Here is a 20,971-nt window from a genome sequence, read left to right as displayed (position 1 = left end):
CCGCGCCCGTCTACAGTCGACCCACCCGTCCCCGAGCCGAGCCCGGAGCGTCTGTGGCAAGTCCCTTCGACATCGAGGAGATCTACCCCGACGACGGGGAGGCCCCGCCGCGACTGCCCCGGCGGCAGGCCGGCGCGTCGCCGCAGGGGCTCGCGGTCACCCTCCTGGCGGACTACACCGTGCACAGCCGGGCGGCCCTGCCGTCCGCCGCCGTCGTCGCGCTGCTCGGTGAGTCCGGCGTGACCAGCGCGGGCGCCCGAACCGCGATCAGCCGGCTGGCCCGTCGCGGCGTGCTGGAGGGCAGCCGGCGGGGGCGGACCAGCGCCTACCGGCTCAGCTCCGCCGCCGCCGCCAACCTCTGCGCGGGAGGCCGGTGGATCCTCACCGCCACCACCGCCACCCCGTGGGACGGGTGCTGGACCGTCGTCGCCTTCTCGCTGCCGCAGGACCGCGCCGCGCAGCGCCGGGCCCTGCGCGGCCAGCTCCGCTGGCTGGGCTGCGCCCCGCTGTACGACGGGCTGTGGATCTCGCCGTACGAGCTGGGACCGGCGGCCCGCTCGCGTCTCGCTCCGCTCGCCGACGGCGCCGTGACGGTGTTCCGGGGCCGGCAGGCCGCCTCGGACCTGATCGGTCAGCGGGCACCCATCGAGGCCTGGGACCTCGCGGCGATCCGCCGGCAGTACGAGACGTTCCTGCGCCGGTGGACCCCGCTGGCGGGCCGATCGGCGTCCCCGGGTGGCGCGGAGGCGGTGCGGGCGCGCACCGAGGTGATGGACACGTTCCGGCGCTTTCCCACGCTCGACCCGCGGCTGCCGCTGGAACTCCTGCCGCCGGACTGGCCCCGGCAGGCCGCGCGGGAGTTGTTCACGGCGGTCTACGACGGGCTGGCCGGACCGGCCGAGCGGCACGTCCGGGACGTCGTGGCGCGGTTCACCGACGAGGCCCCGGACGGCATCCGGGCACACACCACCTCGGACCTGCTCGCCGGCACGGAAGGGGTCGCCTGCGCCGCCGAGTGAGGCGGCGGGCGCCCCGTGGGCGGGTCGCTCAGGTCGCGAGCCGGTCCGCGACGACCCGGGTACGCCGGCCGAGGGCGGCGACCGCGACGACGACGATCGGGACGAGGGTCAGGTGGCACAGCGCCAGTGTGGTCTTGCTGGTGGCGTCCAGGTCCGTGGGCAGGGTCATCAGGACGATCGTCAGGACGGCGAGCGCCGGGCCGACGACCGACGCGGCCCGGACGACCCAGCCGGCGCGCGGTGCCAGCAGGGCCACGGCGGTGAGCCCGACCAGCAGTGGCAGCGCGCTGAAGGCCGCCACGGTCACCGCGTCGACCTCGGCCGGTCCGCCGGCGGCGGTGAACCGGAACGTGCCGCCGGCCGCCCGGCCCACGGCGTACACGACGAGGTTGACGACCACCGCGCCCACGACGGCGAGCGCGACGATGGCGGCGCGGGACAGGTCAGCCATGCGACCGCTCGCGGATCAGGTACGCCTCGATCCGGTCGAACGCCCCGGGCATGACCTCGCCGACGAAGAAGTCGCGCAGCTCGGGCGTCGGGAAGCCGCTCTGCACGACGGTCATCAGCGTGCCGCCGTCGTGTGCTTCGAACGTGACCTCGATGCGGGTGGTCATGGTGGTGCCGTCGGGGCTGCTGCCGGTGGACTCGGTGACCAGCCGGTGCGGCCGGTCGATCTCCAGGAACGTCTGCGTCTCCCGGAACAGCATCTCGGGGGAGGGGCCCCACACGGCCGTCTGCCGCCCGCCGACCCGCAGGTCCACCTCGATCTCGACCACGCCGGGCTCCTCGTCGAGGATGCTGAACCAGATCTTCTGCTTCTCGGCGTCGGTGTAGGCGTCGAAGGCGTCCTCCGGGGTGCCGGGAAGCTGCCGGGTCATTCGCATGTCGAGCGTCATCGGTCACGTTCCTTCGGGCCGGTGCGGAGAGTGAGATAGGCGTCGAGGCCGTCGAGGCGGCGTGCCCAGAGCCGTTGGTAGAAGCTGATCCAGGCCATCGCGGCGTCCAGCGGGGCGTCGCCGAGCCGGCACTGTCGCGACCGGCCGACCTTCTCGGTGACCACGAGGCCGGCGTTCTCCAGCGCCTGGACGTGTTTCTTCATGCCGGTGAGGCTCATCCCGGTCGGCGCGGTGAGCTCGCTGATGGTGGCCGGGCCGGCGCCGAGCCGGATCAGGATGTCGCGTCGGGTGGGGTCGGCCAGGCTGGCGAACACCCGATTCAGAACCTCTTGCTGAACCATGCGGTTCACCGTATAACACTGAACTTGCTGGTTCAACGATTTCGCCGACCCGCCGCGGTGCGGGTGTGCCGCCGTGCCAGAATCCGGGCCGTGTCCTATCACCCCTCCCAGCCGTACCCGCCGATGCCCGGCGTGGTCACGCCGCTGATCGCCTACCCGCACCCGATCGCGCCGCCGCCCGGCTGCGCGGTGCTCGTCGTCTCGGTCAACCGGGGCCCCTACCTGGTGCCCGCGCCGGCGACCAGCCGCTTCAAGGTCGACGGTCGGGTGGTCGCCATCCCGGGCGAGGGGACCTGGCACGTCGCGGTCCCGGCCGGGCCGCGCGACGTCCGGTACACCGACTTCATGGGCATCCCGGTCGTCACCACCTCGCTGGTCGCCCAGCCCGGGGCCGCGCACCACCTGTCGTTCCGCTTCGGCGGCTGGCGCAACCGCGTCCACGACGGGTACGGCACCGACGTGACCCGCTTCGGCATGTGGTCGAACTACAGCATCCTGATCGTCGTCCTGGCCGTCGGCGGGCTGCTCTGCTGCGGGCTGTTCGGGTTGACCGCCGCTTTCTCCGCCTCGCCCTGACCGGTTGCCGCGCCGCGTGCGTACCGGAAGGAATCCGATGTCGTCACCCGAAGCCGTCCTGTCCGACCTGCGCGCCGCGTGGGGCGCGGGTCTCGGCGGCCACCTGCCGGGCCTCTACCTGCACGGCTCGCTGGTGGCCGGCGACTTCGCCCCGGACCGCAGCGACCTGGACCTGCTCGCGGTGCTCGACCACGACCCGGACGACGACCTGCTCGCCGTGCTCGCCGGGCTGCATCGCGACCTCGACCGGCGGCACCCGGACTGGACGGGGCGGATCGAGGTCGAGTACGTGTCCCGCGACGCCGTCCACGACGCGGCGCGCGGGCGGGTCGACCGCGACCACCTCATCGCCCGGGTCAGCCCCGGCGAACTGCTGCACCTGTTGCCCGCCACCACCCACCGGATCGTCACCTGGGCCGCCGTCCACGACCACGGCCGCAACCTGCTCGGGCCGCCGGCAGCCGAGCTGCTGCCCGCCGTCGACCCGGACCGCGTCCGGGCGGCCCTGCTGGACCACGTCCGGGACTGGCCGGACTGGGTGACCGGGATGACGACCCCCGGCGCCCAGTCCTACGCCGTGCTCACCCTCTGCCGGGCGTTCCAGCGGCTGCGGCACGGTCGGCAGCTGTCCAAGCGGCGGGCCGCCGAGCGGAGCGCCCTCGACCTGCCCCGGTGGGCGGACCTCGTCACCTGGGCGCACGACTGGTGGTACGACCACGGCGCGGACACCGACCCGGGCCGGGCCGGCGAGGTCGTCGCGTTCGTGGGCGAGGTCAGCGCCGCCGTCCTCGCCGCGGAGTCCCGCGCTCCGCGGGATGCCGGCGGCTGAACAGAAGCGGACAACCCGCTGGCACGGTCCGCGTCGCTCCTGCTACGCATTGTGGACCGACCCCGGGAGGTCTTATGTGGCAGCGGTTCCGGTCCGACCCGGTACGCCGGCTCCGCGAGCGCCTGGATCGCTTCGGCGCCGGCCACGACCCGCGTCACCTCCTCGACGCCGGCGCGGCCCGGGACGCCGAGGCGGTGGTCGACCTGGTCAGCGCCACCGAACCGACCGCGCCGCTGCCGGAACGGACCGCCGAGGCGCTGTTCCTGCTGGCCTGCCTGCACTGGTACCGCTACCAGGTGCTGCCGGCCGGCCGGGACGCCGACGACCTCGCCCAGGCCGTGACGCTGACCCGGCTGCTGCTGCACGCCGCCCCGGACCGGGTGCCGCCGTCGCTGCTCGCCCTCTACCGCGCGCACGCCCCCGCCGACCCGGCCCGGGTGCCCGGCAGCCGGGCCCCGGAGGCCGGTCGCGCGACGTCGACCGACGCGCCGGCCGCGCTCGCCATGCAGGCGGTGCTGCTGATGGGCGACGCGGAACGCACCGGGCGGTACGCGGCCGCCGACCGGGCCGAGGCGCTGCTGCGGCGGGCGATCGACGTCACCCCGCCCGGCCCCGAGCGGGCGACCTACCTGTCCATGCTCGGTCGCGTGCACCGGGACCAGTTCCGGCACCTGGGCCGGTCGCGTGCCCTCCCGGCCGCGATCGACGCGCACCGGGAGAGCCTGGAGTACACCCGGGCCGATGACGCGCAGCGTCCCACCCGCCTGTTCAACCTGGGCAACGTGTTGTCCGACCGGTTCGAGGTCGACGGCGATCCGGCCACGCTGGACGAGTCGAGGGGCCTGCTGCGTGAGGCGGCCGCGTCGGCGACCGACCCGACGGTCCGCGTCCTGGCCTCGGCCGTCCTGGGCCAGGTGCTCCGGCACCGGTGGCGGATCCACGGCCGCCCGGCCGACCTGGACGAGGCCGTCGACGCCTTCGGCCGGGCCCGGCCGGCCGGTGACCCCCGCCTCGCCGCGCTGCACGGCATCGTGCTGTCCGAGCGGTTCCTGCGCGACGGCTCGCCGGCCGACCGGGACGCCGGCATCGACGCGCTCCGGGCGGCGGTGGGCGCCGACACCCCCCTCGACGCGGAGCTGGCCGGACCCACGTGGGGCGGCCTCGCCGCGTTGCTGGAGGACCGCTACCGCGCCGACGAGCGCGCCCCGGCCGCCGGGGCCGACCTCGACGCGGCCCTCGCCGCCTACCGGGCGGCCGCCGGGGCCACCGGGGACGACGCGTTGCGCCACCAGGTCGGCGTCCTGCTCACCCACCGCTACGAGCGCGGCGGTGACGCCGGGGACCTGGCCGAGGCGGTGCGGCTGTTGCGCGCCGGGGCGGCCGCCGCCGACGATCCGGTCGTGCGCGGGCGTCGCCTGGCCGACCTCGGGTACGCCCTGGCCCGGGGCCGTCCCGAGCGCGGCGCCGTCGACGCGTGGCGGGCCGCCTGCGACGCGCTGAGCGAGGCCGTCGCGCTGCTGCCCCCCGGTGACCCGGCCCGCCACCGGTCGCTGAACAACCTCGGGAACTCCCTGCGTGAGCGGGCCGACCAGGGTGACGATCCGGACCTGCTGGAGTCGGCCGCGGAGACGCTGCGCGCCGCGGTGGCGGAGACGGATCCCCGGACGCCGGCCGACTACCTGTCGAACCTGGGCCTGGTGCTCCAGGCCCGGTTCGCCGTCACCCAGGATCTCGCCACGCTCGCCGAGGCGGTCGCCGTGCTCGCCGACGCCGTCGAGGCGGCCCCGCCCGGCCACCCCGCCCGGGCGGCGGCGCTGACGAACTACGGCGCGGCGCTCAACCGCCGCGCCGAACTCGCCGTCGACGACACCCGCCCCGCGGCGACCGGGGCCGCCCGGCGCGACACCGACGCCGCCGTCGCCGCGCTGCGCGAGGCGGTCGCCCTCGCCGACCCGACCGACCCGCAGGAGTACGCCCAGAGCGGCGGCAGCCTCGCGACCGCCCTGTTCCTGCGGCACCGGACGACCGGCGACACCGCCGCCCTGGACGAGACGATCGACCTGCTGGACGGGCTGACCCGGGCCGGCCCGCTGCGCCCGGCCGACCGGCACCGGGCGCTGACCAACCTCGGCAACGCGCTGCTGGTGCGTCACCGCGCCACCGCCACCGCCACCGCCGACGACGCCGAGGCGATGCTGGCCGCGTACCGGGGCGCGCTCGACGCGCTGCCGCCGGAGCACCCGGACCGGACCATGTGCCTGAGCAACCTGGCCACCGCGCTGGAGGCGACCACCGCGCCCGGCGACGCCCCGGACGAGCGGGCCCGGGCCGCGCTGCGGGAGGCCGCGTCGGTGCCGGCCGCGCCGTCGTCGCTGCGCGCGGTCGCCGCCCACCGCGCCGCGCGCCTGGCCGACCTGGCCGACGACCTGCCGGCGGCCCTCGACGGCTACGCCACCGCGATCGAGCTGCTCGACCTGGTCGCCTGGCACGGCATGGACCCCGACGACCAGGCCCGGCTGCTCGCCCGCTTCCGGGGGCTGGCCACCGACGCCGCGGCGGTCGCCGTCGCGCTCGGCGATCCGCGCCGCGCGGTGGAGGTGCTCGAGTACGGGCGCGGCGTCCTGCTGACCCGGGCACACGACGCGACCGCCGACCTCACCGCCTTGCGGGCCGGCGCACCCGACCTCGCCGCCGCGTTCACCGCCGTACAGACCGAACTGGACGGCTTCCGCCCGGCCGGGGCCGACACCACCCCGCGCCCGGCCGGCGGGCCGCCCCCGGAGCGCCGCCACGCGCTGGCCGAACGCCGACGGCGGCTACTGGCCGAGATCCGCGCCCTGCCGGGGCTCGACCGCTTCCTGCGTCCGCCGGAGTTCGCCGACCTGGCCGCCGGCTGCGGACCGGTGGCGCTGGTCAACGTCGGGGAGCGCCGCAGCGACGCGCTGGTCGTCGCCGCCGGTGACGTCACCGTCGTGCCGCTGCCCGAGGTGAGCCCGGCCGAGGTGGCGGCCCGGACCGCCCAGTTCGTGGTGGCGGTAGCGGTGCTCACCGGGCAGGCGCCGCCGGTGACGGAGCCGGCGGCGAGCCGCCGCGTGGTGGCCGCCCGCGCCACGGTGGGTCGCACGCTGGACTGGCTCTGGCGGGCGGTGGCCGCGCCGGTCCTCGACGTCGCCGCGCCGTCCGGGGAGCCGGGGGAGTGGCAGCGGTTCTGGTGGTGCCCGACCGGCCTGCTGACGCTGCTGCCGCTGCACGCCGCCGCGCCGCTCGACGGCGGGCCCGGCGTCCTGGACCGGGTGGTCCCCTCCTACACCGCGTCCCTGCGCGCGCTCGACCGCGCCCGGCGGGCCGTGCCGGACGTGCCGACGCCGGTCGACCGGGCGCTGGTGGTCAGTCTGCCGCACACGCCGGGCCTGCCCGACCTGCCCGGCGCGGCGCACGAGGCGCGGATCGTCCGGGGTCACCTGCCCTACGGCGGCACGCTCAGCGGTGCGAGCGCCACTGCGGACGCGGTCGTCGCGGCGTTGCCCGGGCAGCCGTTGGTGCACCTGTCCTGCCACGGCCGGCAGGACCTGGGCGACCCGCTGGCCGGCCACCTCGCGCTCAGCGGTGGGCCGCTCCGGGTGCGCGACCTGTGGCGTCCGTCGGGCGGGGCCGCCGCGCTGGCCGTGCTGTCGGCCTGCGAGACGGCGCAGGGCGGGGCGGCCCTGCCCGACGAGGTGCTGACCCTCGGCACCGCGTTCCAGCTCGCCGGGTTCCGGCAGGTGGTCGGCGCGCTCTGGTCCATCTCGGACCCGGTGACCGTCCAGCTCTGCGCCGACCTCTACGACGCGCTGGCCGTGCCCGGCGGGGTCGACCCGGACCGGGCGGCGGTCGCGTTGCACCACGCCGTGCGCGGGCTGCGTGCCGCGTTGCCCGGCCGGGCCGATCTGTGGGCCGCGTACGCGCACCTGGGCCCGTGACCGGCTCAGCGGGTGGTGACGGCGGCCGGGGCGGGACGGGCCGGGGCGTACCAGGTCACGCCGACCGCGGCGACCAGCAGGCCGGCGCAGACCAGCACCAGCACCACGCCGGCGCGCAGCGCGCGGGCGGCGGCCACCGCCTCCTGGTGGTCGGCCAGCGGCGACGGCGCGAGCGCGGACACCGGCGTGACGGTGAGCCGGCCGTGCGCGGCGCGCAGCAGCGCGAGGGCGCCGACCGCGCCGACGACGACGGCGCCGAGCAGCAGCAGCCCGACCGCCGCCGCCCAGCCCGGCCGCAGCGTGGTGACGTCGGTGCGGCCCCGGACGAGACCGAAGCCGAGCAGCGCGACCAGCAGCCCGCCGAGGCCGTTGCGCCAGGCCAGCGCCGCCCCGCGCACCCGGTCCAGCTCGCCGCGCAGCAGGCCGGACAGCTGTTGGGCGCGGCGCAGGTCGGTCGCGGTCGGCGGCGGGCCGGGGCGCAGCCGGATCACGCCTCGTCCTCCAGCACCAGCGTCCAGTAGGCGCCGCAGCCCACCATCGCGACGGGCCGCTGCGGATGCTCGGCGGCGCACTCGCACAGCACCGTCCGGTAGCCGGGGTCCGGCCCGACCGTCGCGGGTTCCCGCCGGTACAGCTCGTCGACCAGCGCGCTGGTGGTCGCGTGGCCGCAGCGGGGACACGGGCCGTGGAGCAGCACCGCCGGGCCGTGCGGACGCGCGGTGAACGTGCCCGCCGCCCGTTGCGCGTACCCGGGGTCGGTGACCTCGACGTAGGGCAGCTGCTCGTCCGGCATCCCGACCTCCAACCATCTGGCCTCGGACCGCTCACGGTACCGGGCGCGCGCATCCCGGCCCGGCACCGGAACGGGGTCGAAAGTTTCGGTTTCCGATGAGTGGCCGGCCCCGATCAACGACCGCGCTGCCGGGGCGGGATCCCTCATGGACGCCGGTTCGTGTTTCCAGAACGTTTCCGGAAGTCGTTGACACGACGAACGGACGACTTCAATACTGGCGCCATCGACGCACCTCTATAGCCGTCGATGTCCGCCCACACCGCGCGGTCCGTGTCATCCCGCTGGCCTTCGTGCCAGCCGTCCCAGGGAGGAAACACGCCCATGAACGACGCCCCCGTCCGCTCGGGCAGCCGCCGACGCGGACGCCTCAGGACAGTCCTCGGCGGGGCCTGCGCCGTGGCGCTGGTCGCCGCCGGCGCGACCGCGGTCCTGTCCAGCCCGGCCTACGCCGACCAGACCGTGACCTCGAACTCGACCGGCACGCACAACGGCTACTTCTATTCCTTCTGGAAGGACAGTGGCAACGTCTCCATGACCATGGGCAACGGCGGTCAGTACAGCACCCAGTGGAGCGGCATCAACAACTTCGTCGCCGGCAAGGGCTGGAACCCGGGGGCCCGTCGCACGGTCACCTACTCCGGCAGCTTCAACCCCTCCGGCAACGCCTACCTGACGCTCTACGGGTGGACCCGCAACCCGCTGGTCGAGTACTACATCGTCGACAGCTGGGGCAGTTGGCGGCCTCCGGGCAGCGGCTACATGGGTTCGGTCTCCACCGACGGCGGCACGTACGACATCTACCGGACCCAGCGGGTCAACGCGCCCTCCATCGAGGGCACGCGCACGTTCTACCAGTACTGGAGCGTCCGGCAGTCGAAGCGGGTCGGCGGCACGATCACCGCGGGCAACCACTTCGACGCCTGGTCCCGCTACGGCATGAACCTGGGCAGCCACGACTACCAGATCATGGCCACGGAGGGCTACCAGAGCAGCGGCAACTCCAACATCACCGTGGGCGGCTCCGGCGGGTCCAACCCGACCACTCCGCCGCCGAACGGCGGCGGGTGCACGGTCAGCGTCAGCCGGGCCGAGGAGTGGGGCGACCGGTTCAACGTGACCTTCTCGGTCAGCGGGTCCAGCAACTGGGTGGTCAGCATCCAGACCCAGGGCGGCCAGAGCCTGCAGAACAGCTGGAACGCCTCGGTGAGCGGCACCAGTGGCACGCTCACCGCCCGTCCCAACGGCAACGGCAACTCCTTCGGCATCACGCTCTACAAGAACGGCAACAGCAACACGCCGACGGCGAGCTGCTCGGCCGGCTGAGCCGGTCCCCAGGGGTGGGGGCGCCGCGGTCACGCGGCGCCCCCACCGTTCGTGTGTGCCGGCGGACACACCCGGGCAAAAACTTGATTCATTCCAAAAGACTGGACTAGTGTTCGTCGGGTGACGGCCGACTTCGAGACCCAGCTCCGAGCGGTCTCGTTGCGCGTGACCCGCCCCCGGCTGGCGGTGCTCGCCGCGCTGCGGGACCACCCGCACGTCGACACCGACACCGTGATCGCGCTGGTCCGGGCGGACCAGCCCACGGTCTCCCACCAGGCGGTCTACGACGTGCTGCGGGCACTCACCGACGCCGGGCTGGTGCGCCGCATCCAGCCGGCCGGCGCCACCGCCCGCTACGAGATGCGGGTGGGGGACAACCACCACCACGTCGTGTGCCGCTCGTGCGGCGCGATCGCCGACGTCGACTGCGCCGTCGGCGACGCCCCCTGCCTCACCGCCTCGGACGACCACGGCTTCGTGGTCGACGAGGCGGAGGTCGTCTACTGGGGCACCTGCCCCGGCTGCGCGACCGCCGGTACCGCCCAGTGATCCGCCAGTTGTTCGGAAGGAAGCAGATGAGCGACACCCAGGACAACGCGCCCGTCAGCGCTCAGGGCGTGGACGCCAAGGAGGCGGCCGGCTGCCCGGTCGCGCACGACTCCGTGACCGCGCACGGCAGCGAGAGCGAGAACCCCGCGATCGACTCGCCGACCCCGAAGACCGGCGGTCGTCCGCGCACCAACCGGGACTGGTGGCCCAACCAGCTCGACCTGTCGGTGCTGCACGCCCACTCCGACAAGGGCAACCCGCTGGGCGCGGACTTCAGCTACGCCAAGGAGTTCGCCAAGCTCGACGTCGAGGCGCTCAAGCGCGACATCACCCAGGTGCTGACCACCTCGCAGGACTGGTGGCCGGCCGACTTCGGGCACTACGGCGGCCTGATGATCCGGATGAGCTGGCACGCGGCGGGCACCTACCGCATCGAGGACGGTCGCGGCGGCGCCGGTGACGGCGGGCAGCGCTTCGCCCCGCTCAACAGCTGGCCGGACAACGCCAACCTGGACAAGGCCCGCCGGCTGCTCTGGCCGGTCAAGCAGAAGTACGGCCAGAAGATCTCCTGGGCCGACCTGCTGGTGCTCGCCGGCAACGTGGCCCTGGAGTCGATGGGCTTCAAGACCTTCGGGTTCGGCTTCGGCCGGGAGGACGTCTGGGAGCCCGAGGAGATCTTCTGGGGCCCGGAGGACACCTGGCTCGGCGACGAGCGCTACGCCTCCGAGAAGGAGATGGCGGCCGGTGTCGGCGCGACCGAGATGGGCCTGATCTACGTCAACCCGGAGGGTCCGCGCGGCAACGCCGACCCGCTGGCGGCGGCGCACTTCATCCGGGAGACCTTCCGCCGGATGGCGATGAACGACGAGGAGACCGTCGCGCTGATCGCCGGCGGCCACACGTTCGGCAAGACCCACGGCGCGGGCGTCGCCGACGACCACGTGGGTCCGGAGCCCGAGGGCGCGCCGCTGGAGGCGCAGGGCCTGGGCTGGCTGAGCACCCACGGTAGCGGCAAGGGCGGCGACACGATCACCAGCGGCCTCGAGGTGACGTGGACCGACCGGCCGACGCAGTGGAGCAACCGCTTCTTCGAGATCCTCTTCGGCTACGAGTGGGAGCTGACCACCAGCCCGGGCGGGGCGAAGCAGTGGGTCGCCAAGGACGCCGAGGCGATCATCCCGGACGCCCACGACCCGTCGAAGAAGCACAAGCCGACGATGCTCACGACCGACCTGTCGCTGCGCGTCGACCCGGCGTACGAGAAGATCTCGCGGCGCTTCCTGGAGAACCCGGACGAGTTCGCGCTGGCCTTCGCCAAGGCCTGGTACAAGCTGCTGCACCGCGACATGGGCCCGGTCAGCCGCTTCCTCGGGCCGTGGGTCCCGGAGGCCCAGCTCTGGCAGGACCCGGTGCCGACCGCCGACCACCAGCTGGTGGGTGACGCCGACGTCGCCGCGCTCAAGGCGAAGGTGCTCGACTCCGGGCTCACCACCGCCCAGCTGGTCTCCACCGCCTGGGCGTCGGCCGCGAGCTACCGCTCCACCGACAAGCGCGGTGGCGCCAACGGCGCCCGGATCCGGCTGGAGCCGCAGCGCAACTGGGAGGTCAACCAGCCGGAGCAGCTCGCCTCGGTGCTGGCGACCCTGGAGGGCGTCCAGCGGGAGTTCAACGCCGCCGGCGGCGCCCAGATCTCGCTCGCCGACCTGATCGTGCTCGCCGGCTCGGCCGCGGTCGAGAAGGCGGCGCGGGACGCCGGCGTCGAGGTGACCGTGCCGTTCCGGCCGGGCCGCACCGACGCCACCCAGGAGCAGACCGACGTCGAGTCGTTCCGGGTCATGGAGCCGCGCGCCGACGGGTTCCGCAACTACCTGCGGCCGGGGGAGAAGACCCAGCCCGAGGTGCTGCTCGTCGACCGTGCCTACATGCTCGACCTGACCGCGCCGGAGATGACCGTCCTCGTCGGCGGCCTGCGGGCGCTCGGCAACAACGTCGGCGGCACGTCGCACGGCGTGCTCACCGACCGGCCGGGCGTGCTGACCAACGACTTCTTCGCCAACCTGCTCTCCCCGGGCACCCGGTGGAAGGCGTCGGAGTCCGACGAGCACGTGTACGAGATCCGCGACCTGGCCACCGACCAGGTGAAGTGGACCGCCACCGCGGTCGACCTCGTCTTCGGGTCCAACTCCCAGCTGCGCGCCCTCGCCGAGGTCTACGCCAGCGAGGACGCGCGGGAGAAGTTCGTGACCGACTTCGTCGCCGCCTGGACCAAGGTCATGGAGCTGGACCGCTTCGACCTGGCCTGATCCGCGGTCAGCCCGACGAGCCCCGGTCGATCCGTCCCCGGATCGACCGGGGCTCGCCCGTGCCCGGGGTCGCGGTCGGGCGCGGTCAGCCGCGCCAGTGCTCGCAGCCGGCCACGACGAGGCGGAGTTGCCGGGTCGCCCGGTCACGCAGGTCCGCCATGGCGCGCGGGTCGTCCACCACGTCGAGCAGGGCGGCGGCGGTCTGCCACATGTGGTCGACGAAGAGCGTGGTGGCCATCCGGACGTCCTCGGCCGGCCAGTCGCGCAGGTAGGCGGCGGCGTCCAGGTCGCCGGTGACCAGGTCGGCGGCGAGTTCGTCGGCGCCGCGCCGAAGCTGCTCCTCGATGGCGCGGCGCACCACGGCGACGCCGCCGTATCGCTCCCGGGCGATGAACCGGTGCCGCTCCGGGTGGCGCCGGACCTCCTCGAACAGGACGGCCATCGACTGCTCGATCAGCTCGTCGCTGCCGGTCAGTCCGATGCGGACCATCCGCTCGGCGTCGCGGGTGCCGCCCAGGGACTGCTCCACCAGGGCGACCCCGAGCTGCCCGATGTCGGCGAAGTGGCGGTAGAACGCGGCCGGCACGACGCCCGCCACGCGGGTCACCTCGCGCAGGCTGAGACTGCTCAGGCCTTGGTCGGCGAGGAGGTGCACGGCGGCGTCCAGGAGCGCCTGCCGGGTGAGTTCCTTGCGCGCGGATCGGCTATGGGACACGTCACTCAGTAAACACCTGTGCACCGACGTTTTCGTTCCCCTAGCCTGGGCACTGAGTGAACAAGTGTTCACGAGTCCGATGTGGAGGTCGATCCGATGCTCGCCCTGATGGCCGCGCTCTGGCTGGCCGCCCTGACGCTCGGCACCGCCGCCTTCTCCGACCGGCCGCTGCTCTGCCTGGTCGCGGCCGCGCTGGTGGCGGGCGGCGTCGGGGTCCTGACCCGCGGCAGCGGCCTGCTGGCCCGCCGCCGCGCCCGCGAGGGCTGATCGGGCCGCACCGGGCGAACCCCGCTCCTCCGCGAAGGGAGACACCCATGTCCGTCGCCAGCCGGGAACGGCCGATCCACACCGCGCCCCGCCGCTCCGCCGGGAACACGCCGCGTCTCGACGGCCGTGCCTCGGCCGCCCTCATGCTGGGCGGCGCCGGCCTGTTCGTGTTCAACGTGCTCTTCGGCCCGATCGCCATCGTGCTGGGCCTGCGGGCGGCACGGAACCCCACCGGCGGACGCTTCGGCCGGATCGGTGGGCGCCTCGGCGTCACCCTGGGCGTGCTCGACCTGCTGGTCTGGGTCGTTCTGCTGCTCGTCCGGCTCCGCGGTGACGGGCTGAGCTGGCAGTTCGGGGGCTGACCCTCAGCTGTGCAGCGTCCGGCTCGGCGGGATGCCGAAGACGGACCGGTAGTGGGCGGTGAACCGGCTGTGGCTGAGGAAGCCCCACCGGGTGGCGATCCGGTTCACCGTGTCGTGCTGCGGGTCGCCGAGCCGCAGGTCCTGATGGGCACGTTCCAGCCGGATCTGCCGCAGGTAGGCCATCGGTGTGCTGTCCAGGTGCCGCCGGAAGGCCAGTTGCAGCGACCGGACGGACACCGCCGCGGCCGCCGCCACGTCGGCGGGACCGATGTCCCGGTGGGCGTGTTCCTCCATGAAAGAGATCGCGCGGCGCAGGACCGGCGCGACGGCGTCCCGCCGGTCCCGGCCCGTCGGCTCGGTCAGCGCGGTGTTGGGAAAGACGGCGAGGGCGGCCGCGGCGAGGGTCCGTGCCGCCGCCCCGAGGACCAGCGGCTGGCGACTGGCCTCGGGATTGCTCAACACCGCGAGCCGAACGTAGTGGGCGGTGGCCCGCCAGTGGTCGGCGAGGACGGCCGAACCCGGCTCCAGCCCGGTGAACCGGACCGGCGACGGCCGCCGTCCCGGGGCGGGGGACGCGATCTGGTCGAACAGTTGCCGGTCGAGCTGGCACAGCACCACCTCGCCGGGCTGCCAGCGGACCCGGTACGGGCTACCCGGCCGGGCGTTCAGGAACACGTCACCGGGCCGGTAACGGCTCTCCTCCCCGTCGCAGCTACGGGTGACCGTGCTCGTCGTGCTCTCGCAGACGACCAGGGACTCGATCTCCGCGACCTCCACCCGGAGGTCGGTGGACTGCACGACCCGGTCGACGCGGATCGGCCCGGCGTGCAGCCGACGGTGGCTCAGCCGGTAGCGGCGCTCGTCGCTGTCGATGCGCATGCCCCGGGTGCCGTACGCCTCGGTGAGATAGCGGTGGATGTGCTCCGGGTCCCGGCTGTCGAAGTGGTGGCTGACGGTCGATTCGAGCCTCACAGCGTCCCCCTGGCGAACTCGGTGCCGTAAGTGGGAGTCCTTCGCCCGCGATGGAGGGAATGCGGGATTGCGACCGAACTGCGCCGCCGCCGAATGTCCTTTGTGAGTCCTGGATGGTACTGCGCTTCGCGTTCTTCCGATGCCATTTCCCCAACGGGAATTGCGCCTAACGCAGATCCCATTGATAGGACTTTCGTTCAGCGATCAGTTGTCGTCTCGTCCTTTCGCTGTCGGACGTAGTCCCGGCCCGCGTGATCAGGAAGGGTCGGTGCCTGGGGCGTACCGGTGCGGTCGACAGGGGGCGCGGGTGGACGGGTCCGAGGCACGAAGAGTGGCGTGGGTGGTGGCCGCGGAGTCGATGCGGCGTCTCGACGGCGCCGCCGGCGGTGGCGGTCGGTTCGACGGCCACGAGGCGGCCCTCGGGGTGGCGCTGCGGGAGACGCTGCACGAGGTTCTGCGCGGGACCGCCGCCGCGGACGGCCGACCGCTGGCCGAACTGTGCCGGCGACTGGGCTGGACGCCGGAGGAGTTCGACGCGCTCGGGCACCACCTGCTGACCGCGGTGCTCGCGCAGCGGCTGGGACCGGACGTGCTGGTCCGTGTCGGCGCGATGCTCACCCGGGCCCGCCACCGGCTGTCGCACGCCGGTCCGCACACGCCGCACCGGGAACCACGCAGCCGCAACGACGCGTCCCGCCGCTATGTGGCCGCCGCGCCGCCCGCGCACCTGCCGCTGCCGCCGGACTGGCGGTGCACCGGCTGCGCGGCGGAGTGGCCCTGTCCGACCAAGCAGAGCCAGTTGCTGGTCGAGTTCGGCGGGACCACCGCGGGTCTGGCCGTCTACCTCGGCACGTGTCTGGTCGCCGCCGCCGAGGACCTGCCCACCATGCCGGTCGCCGAGGCCCGGGCGCGCTTCCTGGGCTGGCTGCCCCGCAGCCGCTACTGACCGCCGGCCGCGTGGTCGCCCGGCGACTGTCGACCCGTGCGGCCGGACGACGCTCAGAGCAGCTCGGCGTCGTGCACGAGCAGGGCGATCTGCACCCGGTTGTTCAGGCCCAGCTTGGCCAGCAGCCGCGACACGTGCCCCTTCACCGTCGGCACGCCCATGCCCAGCCCGGCGGCGATCTCGGCGTTCGACCCGCCCTGGCCGACGAGCACCGCCACGTCCCGTTCCCGGTCGGTGAGGGCGGCCAGCCGCTCCCGCGCGCGTGCCCGGCGACTTCCCGCGACCGGGTCCGCGACGTGGTCGATCAGCCGACGGACGACCGCGGGCGACAGGATCGCCGCACCCGCGGCGACGGTACGGACGGCGGCGAGGATCTCCCGTGGCGGGGTGTCCTTGAGCAGGAAGCCGCACGCGCCGCCGCGGAGCGCGTCGAGCACGTACTCGTCGGCGTTGAACGTGGTCAGCACGATGATCTCCGGCGCGCCCGGCCGGGAGCGGATCCGGCGGGTGGCGACCAGCCCGTCGACGCGGGGCATCCGGACGTCCATGAGGATCACGTCCGGCCAGTGCGCGTGGACCATCGACACTGCCTGCGCGCCGTCGGCCGCTTCCGCGACCACCTCGATGTCGGGCGACCCGCCGACCAGGATGCGCAATCCGGCCCGGACCAGCGGGTCGTCGTCGACGACGGCCAGCCGGATCGGCCGCCGGCCGGGATCCGGCCCGGCGGCGGGTGGTCCGTTCACGTCGGCCACGGCAGCCACGCCTCCAGCCGGTACTGCCCGCCCTCCGCGCCGTGGCTCACCCGCCCGCCGGCCAGCGCCACCCGCTCGCCGATGCCGACCAGTCCCATCCCACCCGGCCGGCCGGCGCGTCCGCCCGTCGGCGACGACGGATTGACCACCACGAGGCGCAGTCCGTCGCCCGGTCGGCCGGCCAGCCGGACCGCCGCGCTGGCGTCGCTGCCGTGCCGGCGGGCGTTGGTCAGCGCCTCCTGCGTGATCCGGTAGACCGTCCGTCCCAGCGCCGTGGGCGGCTCGTCGCCTGTCACCTCGTCGGCGTAGTCGACCCGCATCCCCGCCGCGCGGGCGCCGGCCACCAGGTCCGGCACGTCGGCGAAGCCGGGCTGCGGCGGCTCCGGCCGGTCCGCGACGCCGACCACGGCGCGCAGTTCCTCGAGGGCCTCGTGGGCGCTGGACCGGATCGCGCCGGCCGCGATCGCGATCTCGTCGGGCCGGGCGTCGGTGCGTACCTCCAGCGCGCCGGCGTGCAGGCTGATCAACGACATCCGGTGCGCCAGCACGTCGTGCATCTCCCGGGCGATCCGGGCCCGTTCGGTCAGCCGCGCCTGGTCGACGCGCAGGTGCTGCTCGGCCTGCAACCGCGCGGCGTGCGCGCGCAGCGACTCGGTCAGCCGCCGGTAGGCCTGCACGAACTGACCCCAGCCGATCGCCGCGACGCCGGTCACCGCGCGCATCACCACGTCCACCCAGACCGGGTACGGCGGGTCGTGCTGGAGCAGGAAATAGACCACACCGGTGCCGACGTGCGCCGCGCCCAGGGTGAACAGCAGCCGGGCCCGGTGGCGGACCGCCGCGGTGAACAGCGCGACCAGGATCGGCCCGGTCGCGGTCACCGAGATCGCGCCGAACGGCAGCAGCGCGAGCAGCACGGGCACCGGCCGGCGTCGCCGGAGCAGCAACGGAACGGCGCAGAGCACGCCGACCAGCACGTCGACCGGCCACGGGATCGCCGCGCCGGGCGCGGTCGCGTCACCGATCCGCAGCATGGTCAGGCCGTAGCCCAGCGCCACGGTGACCGCCACGGTGTCGGCGAGGCGGTGACGCGCGGTCACCCGGTCGCCGGTCGGGTCCGGCACGAGCAGGGCGAACAGCGCGGCGGCCATGCCGGCAGCCTAGGCGGTACGGGTGGCGACGCCAGCTACCAAAGTAGGGGTGCCGGTCGATCCTCCGGCTCGTGCCCGGGCGCCCGTGTGACGGCGATCCTCGGTCGGGTCGACCGGACGAGGGAGGCCCACGTGGACCCGCACGAGACGATCTGCGGCGCGCTGCGGCGTGCGGCCGGCAGCCGGGGACGCCGGATCCTTCTGCTGGTGACGGTCGGCGCCGGGATTCTCGCCACCGCGGCGCTCCTGGCCGGGCTCCCACCCGCCGAGCGCACCGCCGCGACGTTCGCCGAGACGGTGCACGCGTTCGTCTCCGTCCCACTGCCGTTCGTCGGTGTCCTGCTCGCCCACGACCTCCGCCGCGCGCCCGGCGCCCCGGTGCTGCCCACGCTCGCCGCGGCGACGCTGATCGCGGTGGCCGCGGGGCTGGCCGGCGACGCGCTCTTCGTCGTCGCACTGGCCGCGTCCGGGTCCACCGCGTCCGATTCGTGGGCGCACGTCGGCGGGCTCGCCGTGGCGGGCGTGCTGGCGCAGGTGCTCGCGCAGCTCGTCGGCACCGGGCTGGGGCTGCTGATCGCCCGGCCGGGGTGGGCCTGCCCGGCCACGATCGTGCTGCCGCTCGGGGCGTACGCGGTGCTCACGCCGCTGGGCACGGCCCGCGACCGGCTCACGCCGTACGGGGCTCTGCAGGGGCTGCTCGGCGCGGCGCCGGGTGGCCCGCGATGGGCGTGGTGGGTGACCGCGGCGCTGTTGTGGGGCGCGGCCCTCAACGCGGTCGGCGCCGTCGCGCTGCGGCGTCGCGCCGTCCGGACCGGAGGGGGCGCGTGACGGCTCCCCGGGTACGAGGTCGGCTCAGCGGAACGTGGTCTGGAATTTCTTGCTCGACCCGACCGGTCTTCCCAGGACGCGTGCCCGGTCGTCCCGCGCCGTGGGAGCGCTGCCTGTGTCGTCGACGTCCGTCCGGAAGGGATCTCCGCTGGTCGAGGGCGATTTTGCGGCACAGGTGTTGCCAGCCGGTTTCGAAAACTTTGCCGCAAGGTATTGCAAAGACTTTCATGGATCCCGCATGGTGTTCGCTACCCGGACGGCCGTCCACCTCCGCGCACCCCGTCGAGCACGGAAGAGGTCCCCTGCCATGGAATCCGCCAGGCCACACCCCCGTGGCCGTGCCGGCCGCCTGATGCTCGCCGCCGCGCTGGTCGCGGCCGGCGGCACGGCGGTCGTCACGGCTGCCACCACCGCCGCCCCCGCCCGCGCCGCCACCGTCCTCAACGACAGCGAGGTGACCGCCAACCTCTGGGAATGGAACTGGGCCTCGGTCTCCGCCGCCTGCACCGACCACCTCGGCCCCGCCGGTTACGGCGCGGTCCAGGTGGCACCGCCGCAGGAGTCGGTCAGCCTGCCGAGCAGCCCCGACGGCGTGCACCCCTGGTTCGAGGTCTACCAGCCGGTGTCGTACAGGTTGGACAGCCGGTTCGGCAACCGACAGCAGTTCGCCGCCATGGTCAGCGCCTGCCACGCCGCCGGCGTGCGGGTCTACGTCGACGCCGTGGTCAACCACATGGCCGGCACCAACAACCCGGCCGGCACGCGCGGGTACGCCGGGACCGAGTTCTCCGGCTACAGCTACCCGGCCGTGCCCTACGGCAGCGGCGACTTCCACCGCCCCGGGGACAACTGCCCGACCGGCGGGGGCATCAGCGACTGGAACAACGAGGCCCAGGTGACCAGCTGCGAGCTGCTGTCCCTGTCCGACCTCTACACCGAGAAGGAAGCGGTCCGGAACACGATCGCCGGCTACCTGAACGACCTGATCGGGCTCGGCGTCGACGGCTTCCGGGTGGACGCGGTCAAGCACGTCCGCAAGGACGACTTCGCCGCGATCCTCGGCAAGCTGAACAACACCGTCGCCGAGGGCAGACGCCCGTACGTGGCTCAGGAGATCTTCGACGGCGCCAGCAACCCGGCCCTGCAGGCCCGGGCGTTCACCGGCAACGGCGACGTGCTGGACTTCGCGTACGCCAAGGGTATCCGCTCGGCCTTCCAGGGCTCCATCGCGGCGCTGGCCAACGTGGCCAACTGGAACCTCGACGCGCCGAGCGCCAACGTCTTCGCCATGGTCACCAACCACGACCTGGAGCGCGACGGGGTGGTGCTGTCCTACAAGAACGGCACCGACTACGTGCTCGCCACCTACTTCGGGCTGGCCCACCCGCACGGCAAGCCCTCGGTCTACGACAGCTTCACCTGGACCGACCGCAACCAGTCGCCGCCGCACGACGGCACCGGCCGGGTCACCGACACGGTCTGCGGCGCCGCCTGGACCTGCCTGAGCCGCACCACCGGCATCAAGGGCATGGTCGGCTGGGCGAACACCGCCCGCCCGGTGAAGACGGTCTCCGACTTCACCACGGTGACCAGCAACGTGATCGGCTTCCACCGGGGCGACCGGGCCTGGATCGGCATCAACGACTCCGGTTCCGCCACCACCGCCACCTTCACCACCGGCCTGGCCGACGGCCGGTACTGCGACGTCATCTCGGGCGTCGCCACCGCCACCGGCTGCACCGGGGGCACGGTGACCGTCTCCGGCGGCCGGGCCACCGTGACCGTCCCGGCCAACGACGCCGTCGCGATCCACGGGGGCCCGGCCGGGCACGAACCCGTCGCCGACCGCGTCCCCGACGGCATCCCCGACCGCGTCCCCGACGGCCTCGCCGACCGGCAACCCCACCGACCGGGTCGCCACCACGTTCACGGTCGCCGCGACCCCGGCGGCCGGCCAGGACGTGTACGTCGTGGGCAACGTCCCCGAGCTGGGCTCGTGGTCGCCGGCGAACGCCGTGAAGCTTGCCGCGCAGGGCGGCGGCAGCTACCGCGCCACCGTCGACCTGCCCCGGTCGGCCACCGTGGAGTACAAGTTCGTCAAGGTGACCACCGGTGGGGCGGTCACCTGGGAGTCCGGCTCCAACCGGACCCTCACCACTCCGGCCGCCGGCACCTACGCGGTGACCGAGACGTTCGGGGGTGACACCGTCACCTCGACGGTGGCCGCCACGTTCGCCGTCACCGCCACCACCGCGTACGGCCAGAACGTCTTCGTCGTCGGCAACGTCCCGGCGCTGGGCGGCTGGAACCCGGCCGCGGCGGTCCCGCTCTCCCCGGCCGCCTACCCGGTGTGGCGGGCGACGGTCGAGCTGCCGCCGAACACG

Annotated in this window: 20 protein-coding genes and 1 pseudogene; 12 read left to right on the top strand and 9 right to left on the bottom strand. The window is 74.3% G+C overall.

Annotated features, from left to right (window positions below):
- The first annotated feature begins 53 nt into the window (after positions 1–53).
- The gene (locus COO58_RS19020; protein WP_098746502.1) at positions 54–1,019 is read left to right on the top strand and encodes a PaaX family transcriptional regulator C-terminal domain-containing protein; all 966 of its coding nucleotides are present in this window, start codon (positions 54–56) and stop codon (positions 1,017–1,019) included.
- A 28-nt stretch (positions 1,020–1,047) separates the two neighbouring features.
- On the opposite strand, the gene COO58_RS19015 is transcribed toward COO58_RS19020, so the two are convergent.
- Genes COO58_RS19015 through COO58_RS19005 form a run of 3 tightly spaced genes read right to left on the bottom strand, consistent with a single transcriptional unit; the run spans position 1,048 to position 2,259 of the window.
- Positions 1,048–1,470 carry a DUF6069 family protein gene (locus tag COO58_RS19015; protein WP_098746501.1) on the bottom strand — a complete coding sequence of 141 codons (423 nt, stop codon included), beginning with the start codon at positions 1,468–1,470 and terminating at the stop codon, positions 1,048–1,050.
- Positions 1,463–1,918 (bottom strand): SRPBCC domain-containing protein, encoded by a 456-nt coding sequence (locus COO58_RS19010; protein ID WP_098746499.1) that lies wholly within the window; start codon positions 1,916–1,918, stop codon positions 1,463–1,465. Before COO58_RS19010 ends, COO58_RS19015 begins: the two co-directional genes overlap by 8 nt.
- On the bottom strand, positions 1,915–2,259 hold the full coding sequence (locus tag COO58_RS19005; RefSeq protein ID WP_098746497.1) for a helix-turn-helix transcriptional regulator: 345 nt from the start codon (positions 2,257–2,259) through the stop codon (positions 1,915–1,917). Before COO58_RS19005 ends, COO58_RS19010 begins: the two co-directional genes overlap by 4 nt.
- A 90-nt stretch (positions 2,260–2,349) precedes the next feature.
- Between COO58_RS19005 and COO58_RS19000 the strand changes: the two genes are divergently transcribed.
- From COO58_RS19000 to COO58_RS18990, 3 genes are all read left to right on the top strand, one after another.
- Positions 2,350–2,835 carry a hypothetical protein gene (locus COO58_RS19000; protein WP_098746495.1) on the top strand — a complete coding sequence of 162 codons (486 nt, stop codon included), beginning with the start codon at positions 2,350–2,352 and terminating at the stop codon, positions 2,833–2,835.
- A 37-nt stretch (positions 2,836–2,872) separates the two neighbouring features.
- Positions 2,873–3,664 (top strand): aminoglycoside adenylyltransferase domain-containing protein, encoded by a 792-nt coding sequence (locus tag COO58_RS18995; RefSeq protein WP_098746493.1) that lies wholly within the window; start codon positions 2,873–2,875, stop codon positions 3,662–3,664.
- Positions 3,665–3,738: 74 nt separating this feature from the next.
- Positions 3,739–7,623 carry a CHAT domain-containing protein gene (locus COO58_RS18990; RefSeq protein WP_098746492.1) on the top strand — a complete coding sequence of 1,295 codons (3,885 nt, stop codon included), beginning with the start codon at positions 3,739–3,741 and terminating at the stop codon, positions 7,621–7,623.
- 5 nt (positions 7,624–7,628) lie between these two features.
- Here the strand turns inward: COO58_RS18990 and COO58_RS18985 are convergent, their stop codons facing one another.
- Both COO58_RS18985 and COO58_RS18980 read right to left on the bottom strand, forming a co-directional pair.
- Positions 7,629–8,114 carry a hypothetical protein gene (locus tag COO58_RS18985; protein ID WP_091573830.1) on the bottom strand — a complete coding sequence of 162 codons (486 nt, stop codon included), beginning with the start codon at positions 8,112–8,114 and terminating at the stop codon, positions 7,629–7,631.
- Complete coding sequence (locus COO58_RS18980; protein WP_098746490.1) at positions 8,111–8,416, bottom strand: hypothetical protein; 306 nt, start codon at positions 8,414–8,416, stop codon at positions 8,111–8,113. Before COO58_RS18980 ends, COO58_RS18985 begins: the two co-directional genes overlap by 4 nt.
- A gap of 321 nt (positions 8,417–8,737) precedes the next feature.
- Between COO58_RS18980 and COO58_RS18975 the strand changes: the two genes are divergently transcribed.
- The 3 genes from COO58_RS18975 (at position 8,738) to katG (ending at position 12,591) form a co-directional block, all read left to right on the top strand.
- Complete coding sequence (locus COO58_RS18975) at positions 8,738–9,739, top strand: glycoside hydrolase family 11 protein (protein ID WP_098746488.1); 1,002 nt, start codon at positions 8,738–8,740, stop codon at positions 9,737–9,739.
- Between the two features lie 120 nt (positions 9,740–9,859).
- On the top strand, positions 9,860–10,288 hold the full coding sequence (locus tag COO58_RS18970) for a Fur family transcriptional regulator (RefSeq protein WP_098746486.1): 429 nt from the start codon (positions 9,860–9,862) through the stop codon (positions 10,286–10,288).
- Positions 10,289–10,314: 26 nt separating this feature from the next.
- Entirely contained in the window at positions 10,315–12,591 is a 2,277-nt protein-coding gene (gene katG / locus COO58_RS18965) for a catalase/peroxidase HPI (protein ID WP_098746484.1), read from the top strand.
- An 85-nt stretch (positions 12,592–12,676) separates the two neighbouring features.
- Here katG and COO58_RS18960 read toward each other — a convergent pair whose 3' ends face one another.
- Positions 12,677–13,306, bottom strand: coding sequence for a TetR family transcriptional regulator (locus COO58_RS18960; protein ID WP_098746482.1), 630 nt, complete (start codon positions 13,304–13,306; stop codon positions 12,677–12,679).
- 81 nt (positions 13,307–13,387) lie between these two features.
- On the opposite strand from COO58_RS18960, the gene COO58_RS18955 reads away from it, so the two are divergent.
- Together COO58_RS18955 and COO58_RS18950 are read left to right on the top strand one after the other, a co-directional pair.
- Positions 13,388–13,573, top strand: a complete 186-nt coding sequence (locus COO58_RS18955) for a hypothetical protein (protein ID WP_098746479.1) — start codon at positions 13,388–13,390, stop codon at positions 13,571–13,573.
- A 47-nt stretch (positions 13,574–13,620) separates the two neighbouring features.
- Entirely contained in the window at positions 13,621–13,935 is a 315-nt protein-coding gene (locus COO58_RS18950) for a hypothetical protein (RefSeq protein WP_098746477.1), read from the top strand.
- A gap of 3 nt (positions 13,936–13,938) precedes the next feature.
- Here the strand turns inward: COO58_RS18950 and COO58_RS18945 are convergent, their stop codons facing one another.
- On the bottom strand, positions 13,939–14,907 hold the full coding sequence (locus COO58_RS18945; protein WP_098746475.1) for a helix-turn-helix transcriptional regulator: 969 nt from the start codon (positions 14,905–14,907) through the stop codon (positions 13,939–13,941).
- Between the two features lie 331 nt (positions 14,908–15,238).
- On the opposite strand from COO58_RS18945, the gene COO58_RS30910 reads away from it, so the two are divergent.
- Positions 15,239–15,853, top strand: coding sequence for a hypothetical protein (locus COO58_RS30910; protein ID WP_255292540.1), 615 nt, complete (start codon positions 15,239–15,241; stop codon positions 15,851–15,853).
- Positions 15,854–15,906: 53 nt separating this feature from the next.
- On the opposite strand, the gene COO58_RS18935 is transcribed toward COO58_RS30910, so the two are convergent.
- Both COO58_RS18935 and COO58_RS18930 read right to left on the bottom strand, forming a co-directional pair.
- Positions 15,907–16,608: a response regulator gene (locus COO58_RS18935; RefSeq protein WP_369700174.1), complete on the bottom strand. Its 702-nt coding sequence runs from the start codon at positions 16,606–16,608 to the stop codon at positions 15,907–15,909.
- The gene (locus COO58_RS18930; RefSeq protein WP_098744270.1) at positions 16,596–17,759 is read right to left on the bottom strand and encodes a sensor histidine kinase; all 1,164 of its coding nucleotides are present in this window, start codon (positions 17,757–17,759) and stop codon (positions 16,596–16,598) included. The genes COO58_RS18935 and COO58_RS18930 overlap by 13 nt, the downstream gene beginning before the upstream one ends.
- A 132-nt stretch (positions 17,760–17,891) precedes the next feature.
- Here COO58_RS18930 and COO58_RS18925 point away from each other — a divergent pair, with 132 nt between their 5' ends.
- Positions 17,892–18,587 carry a hypothetical protein gene (locus COO58_RS18925; RefSeq protein ID WP_141561865.1) on the top strand — a complete coding sequence of 232 codons (696 nt, stop codon included), beginning with the start codon at positions 17,892–17,894 and terminating at the stop codon, positions 18,585–18,587.
- A gap of 307 nt (positions 18,588–18,894) precedes the next feature.
- Positions 18,895–20,971: pseudogene (locus COO58_RS18920) on the top strand (carbohydrate-binding module family 20 domain-containing protein); the annotation flags it as partial.

The sequence above is a fragment of the Micromonospora sp. WMMA1996 genome (assembly GCF_002573675.1).
Taxonomy (GTDB): Bacteria; Actinomycetota; Actinomycetes; order Mycobacteriales; family Micromonosporaceae; genus Micromonospora; species Micromonospora sediminicola.
Note: the sequence above shows the minus strand (reverse complement) of the source record. Positions and strands in the feature narration are given on the sequence as shown.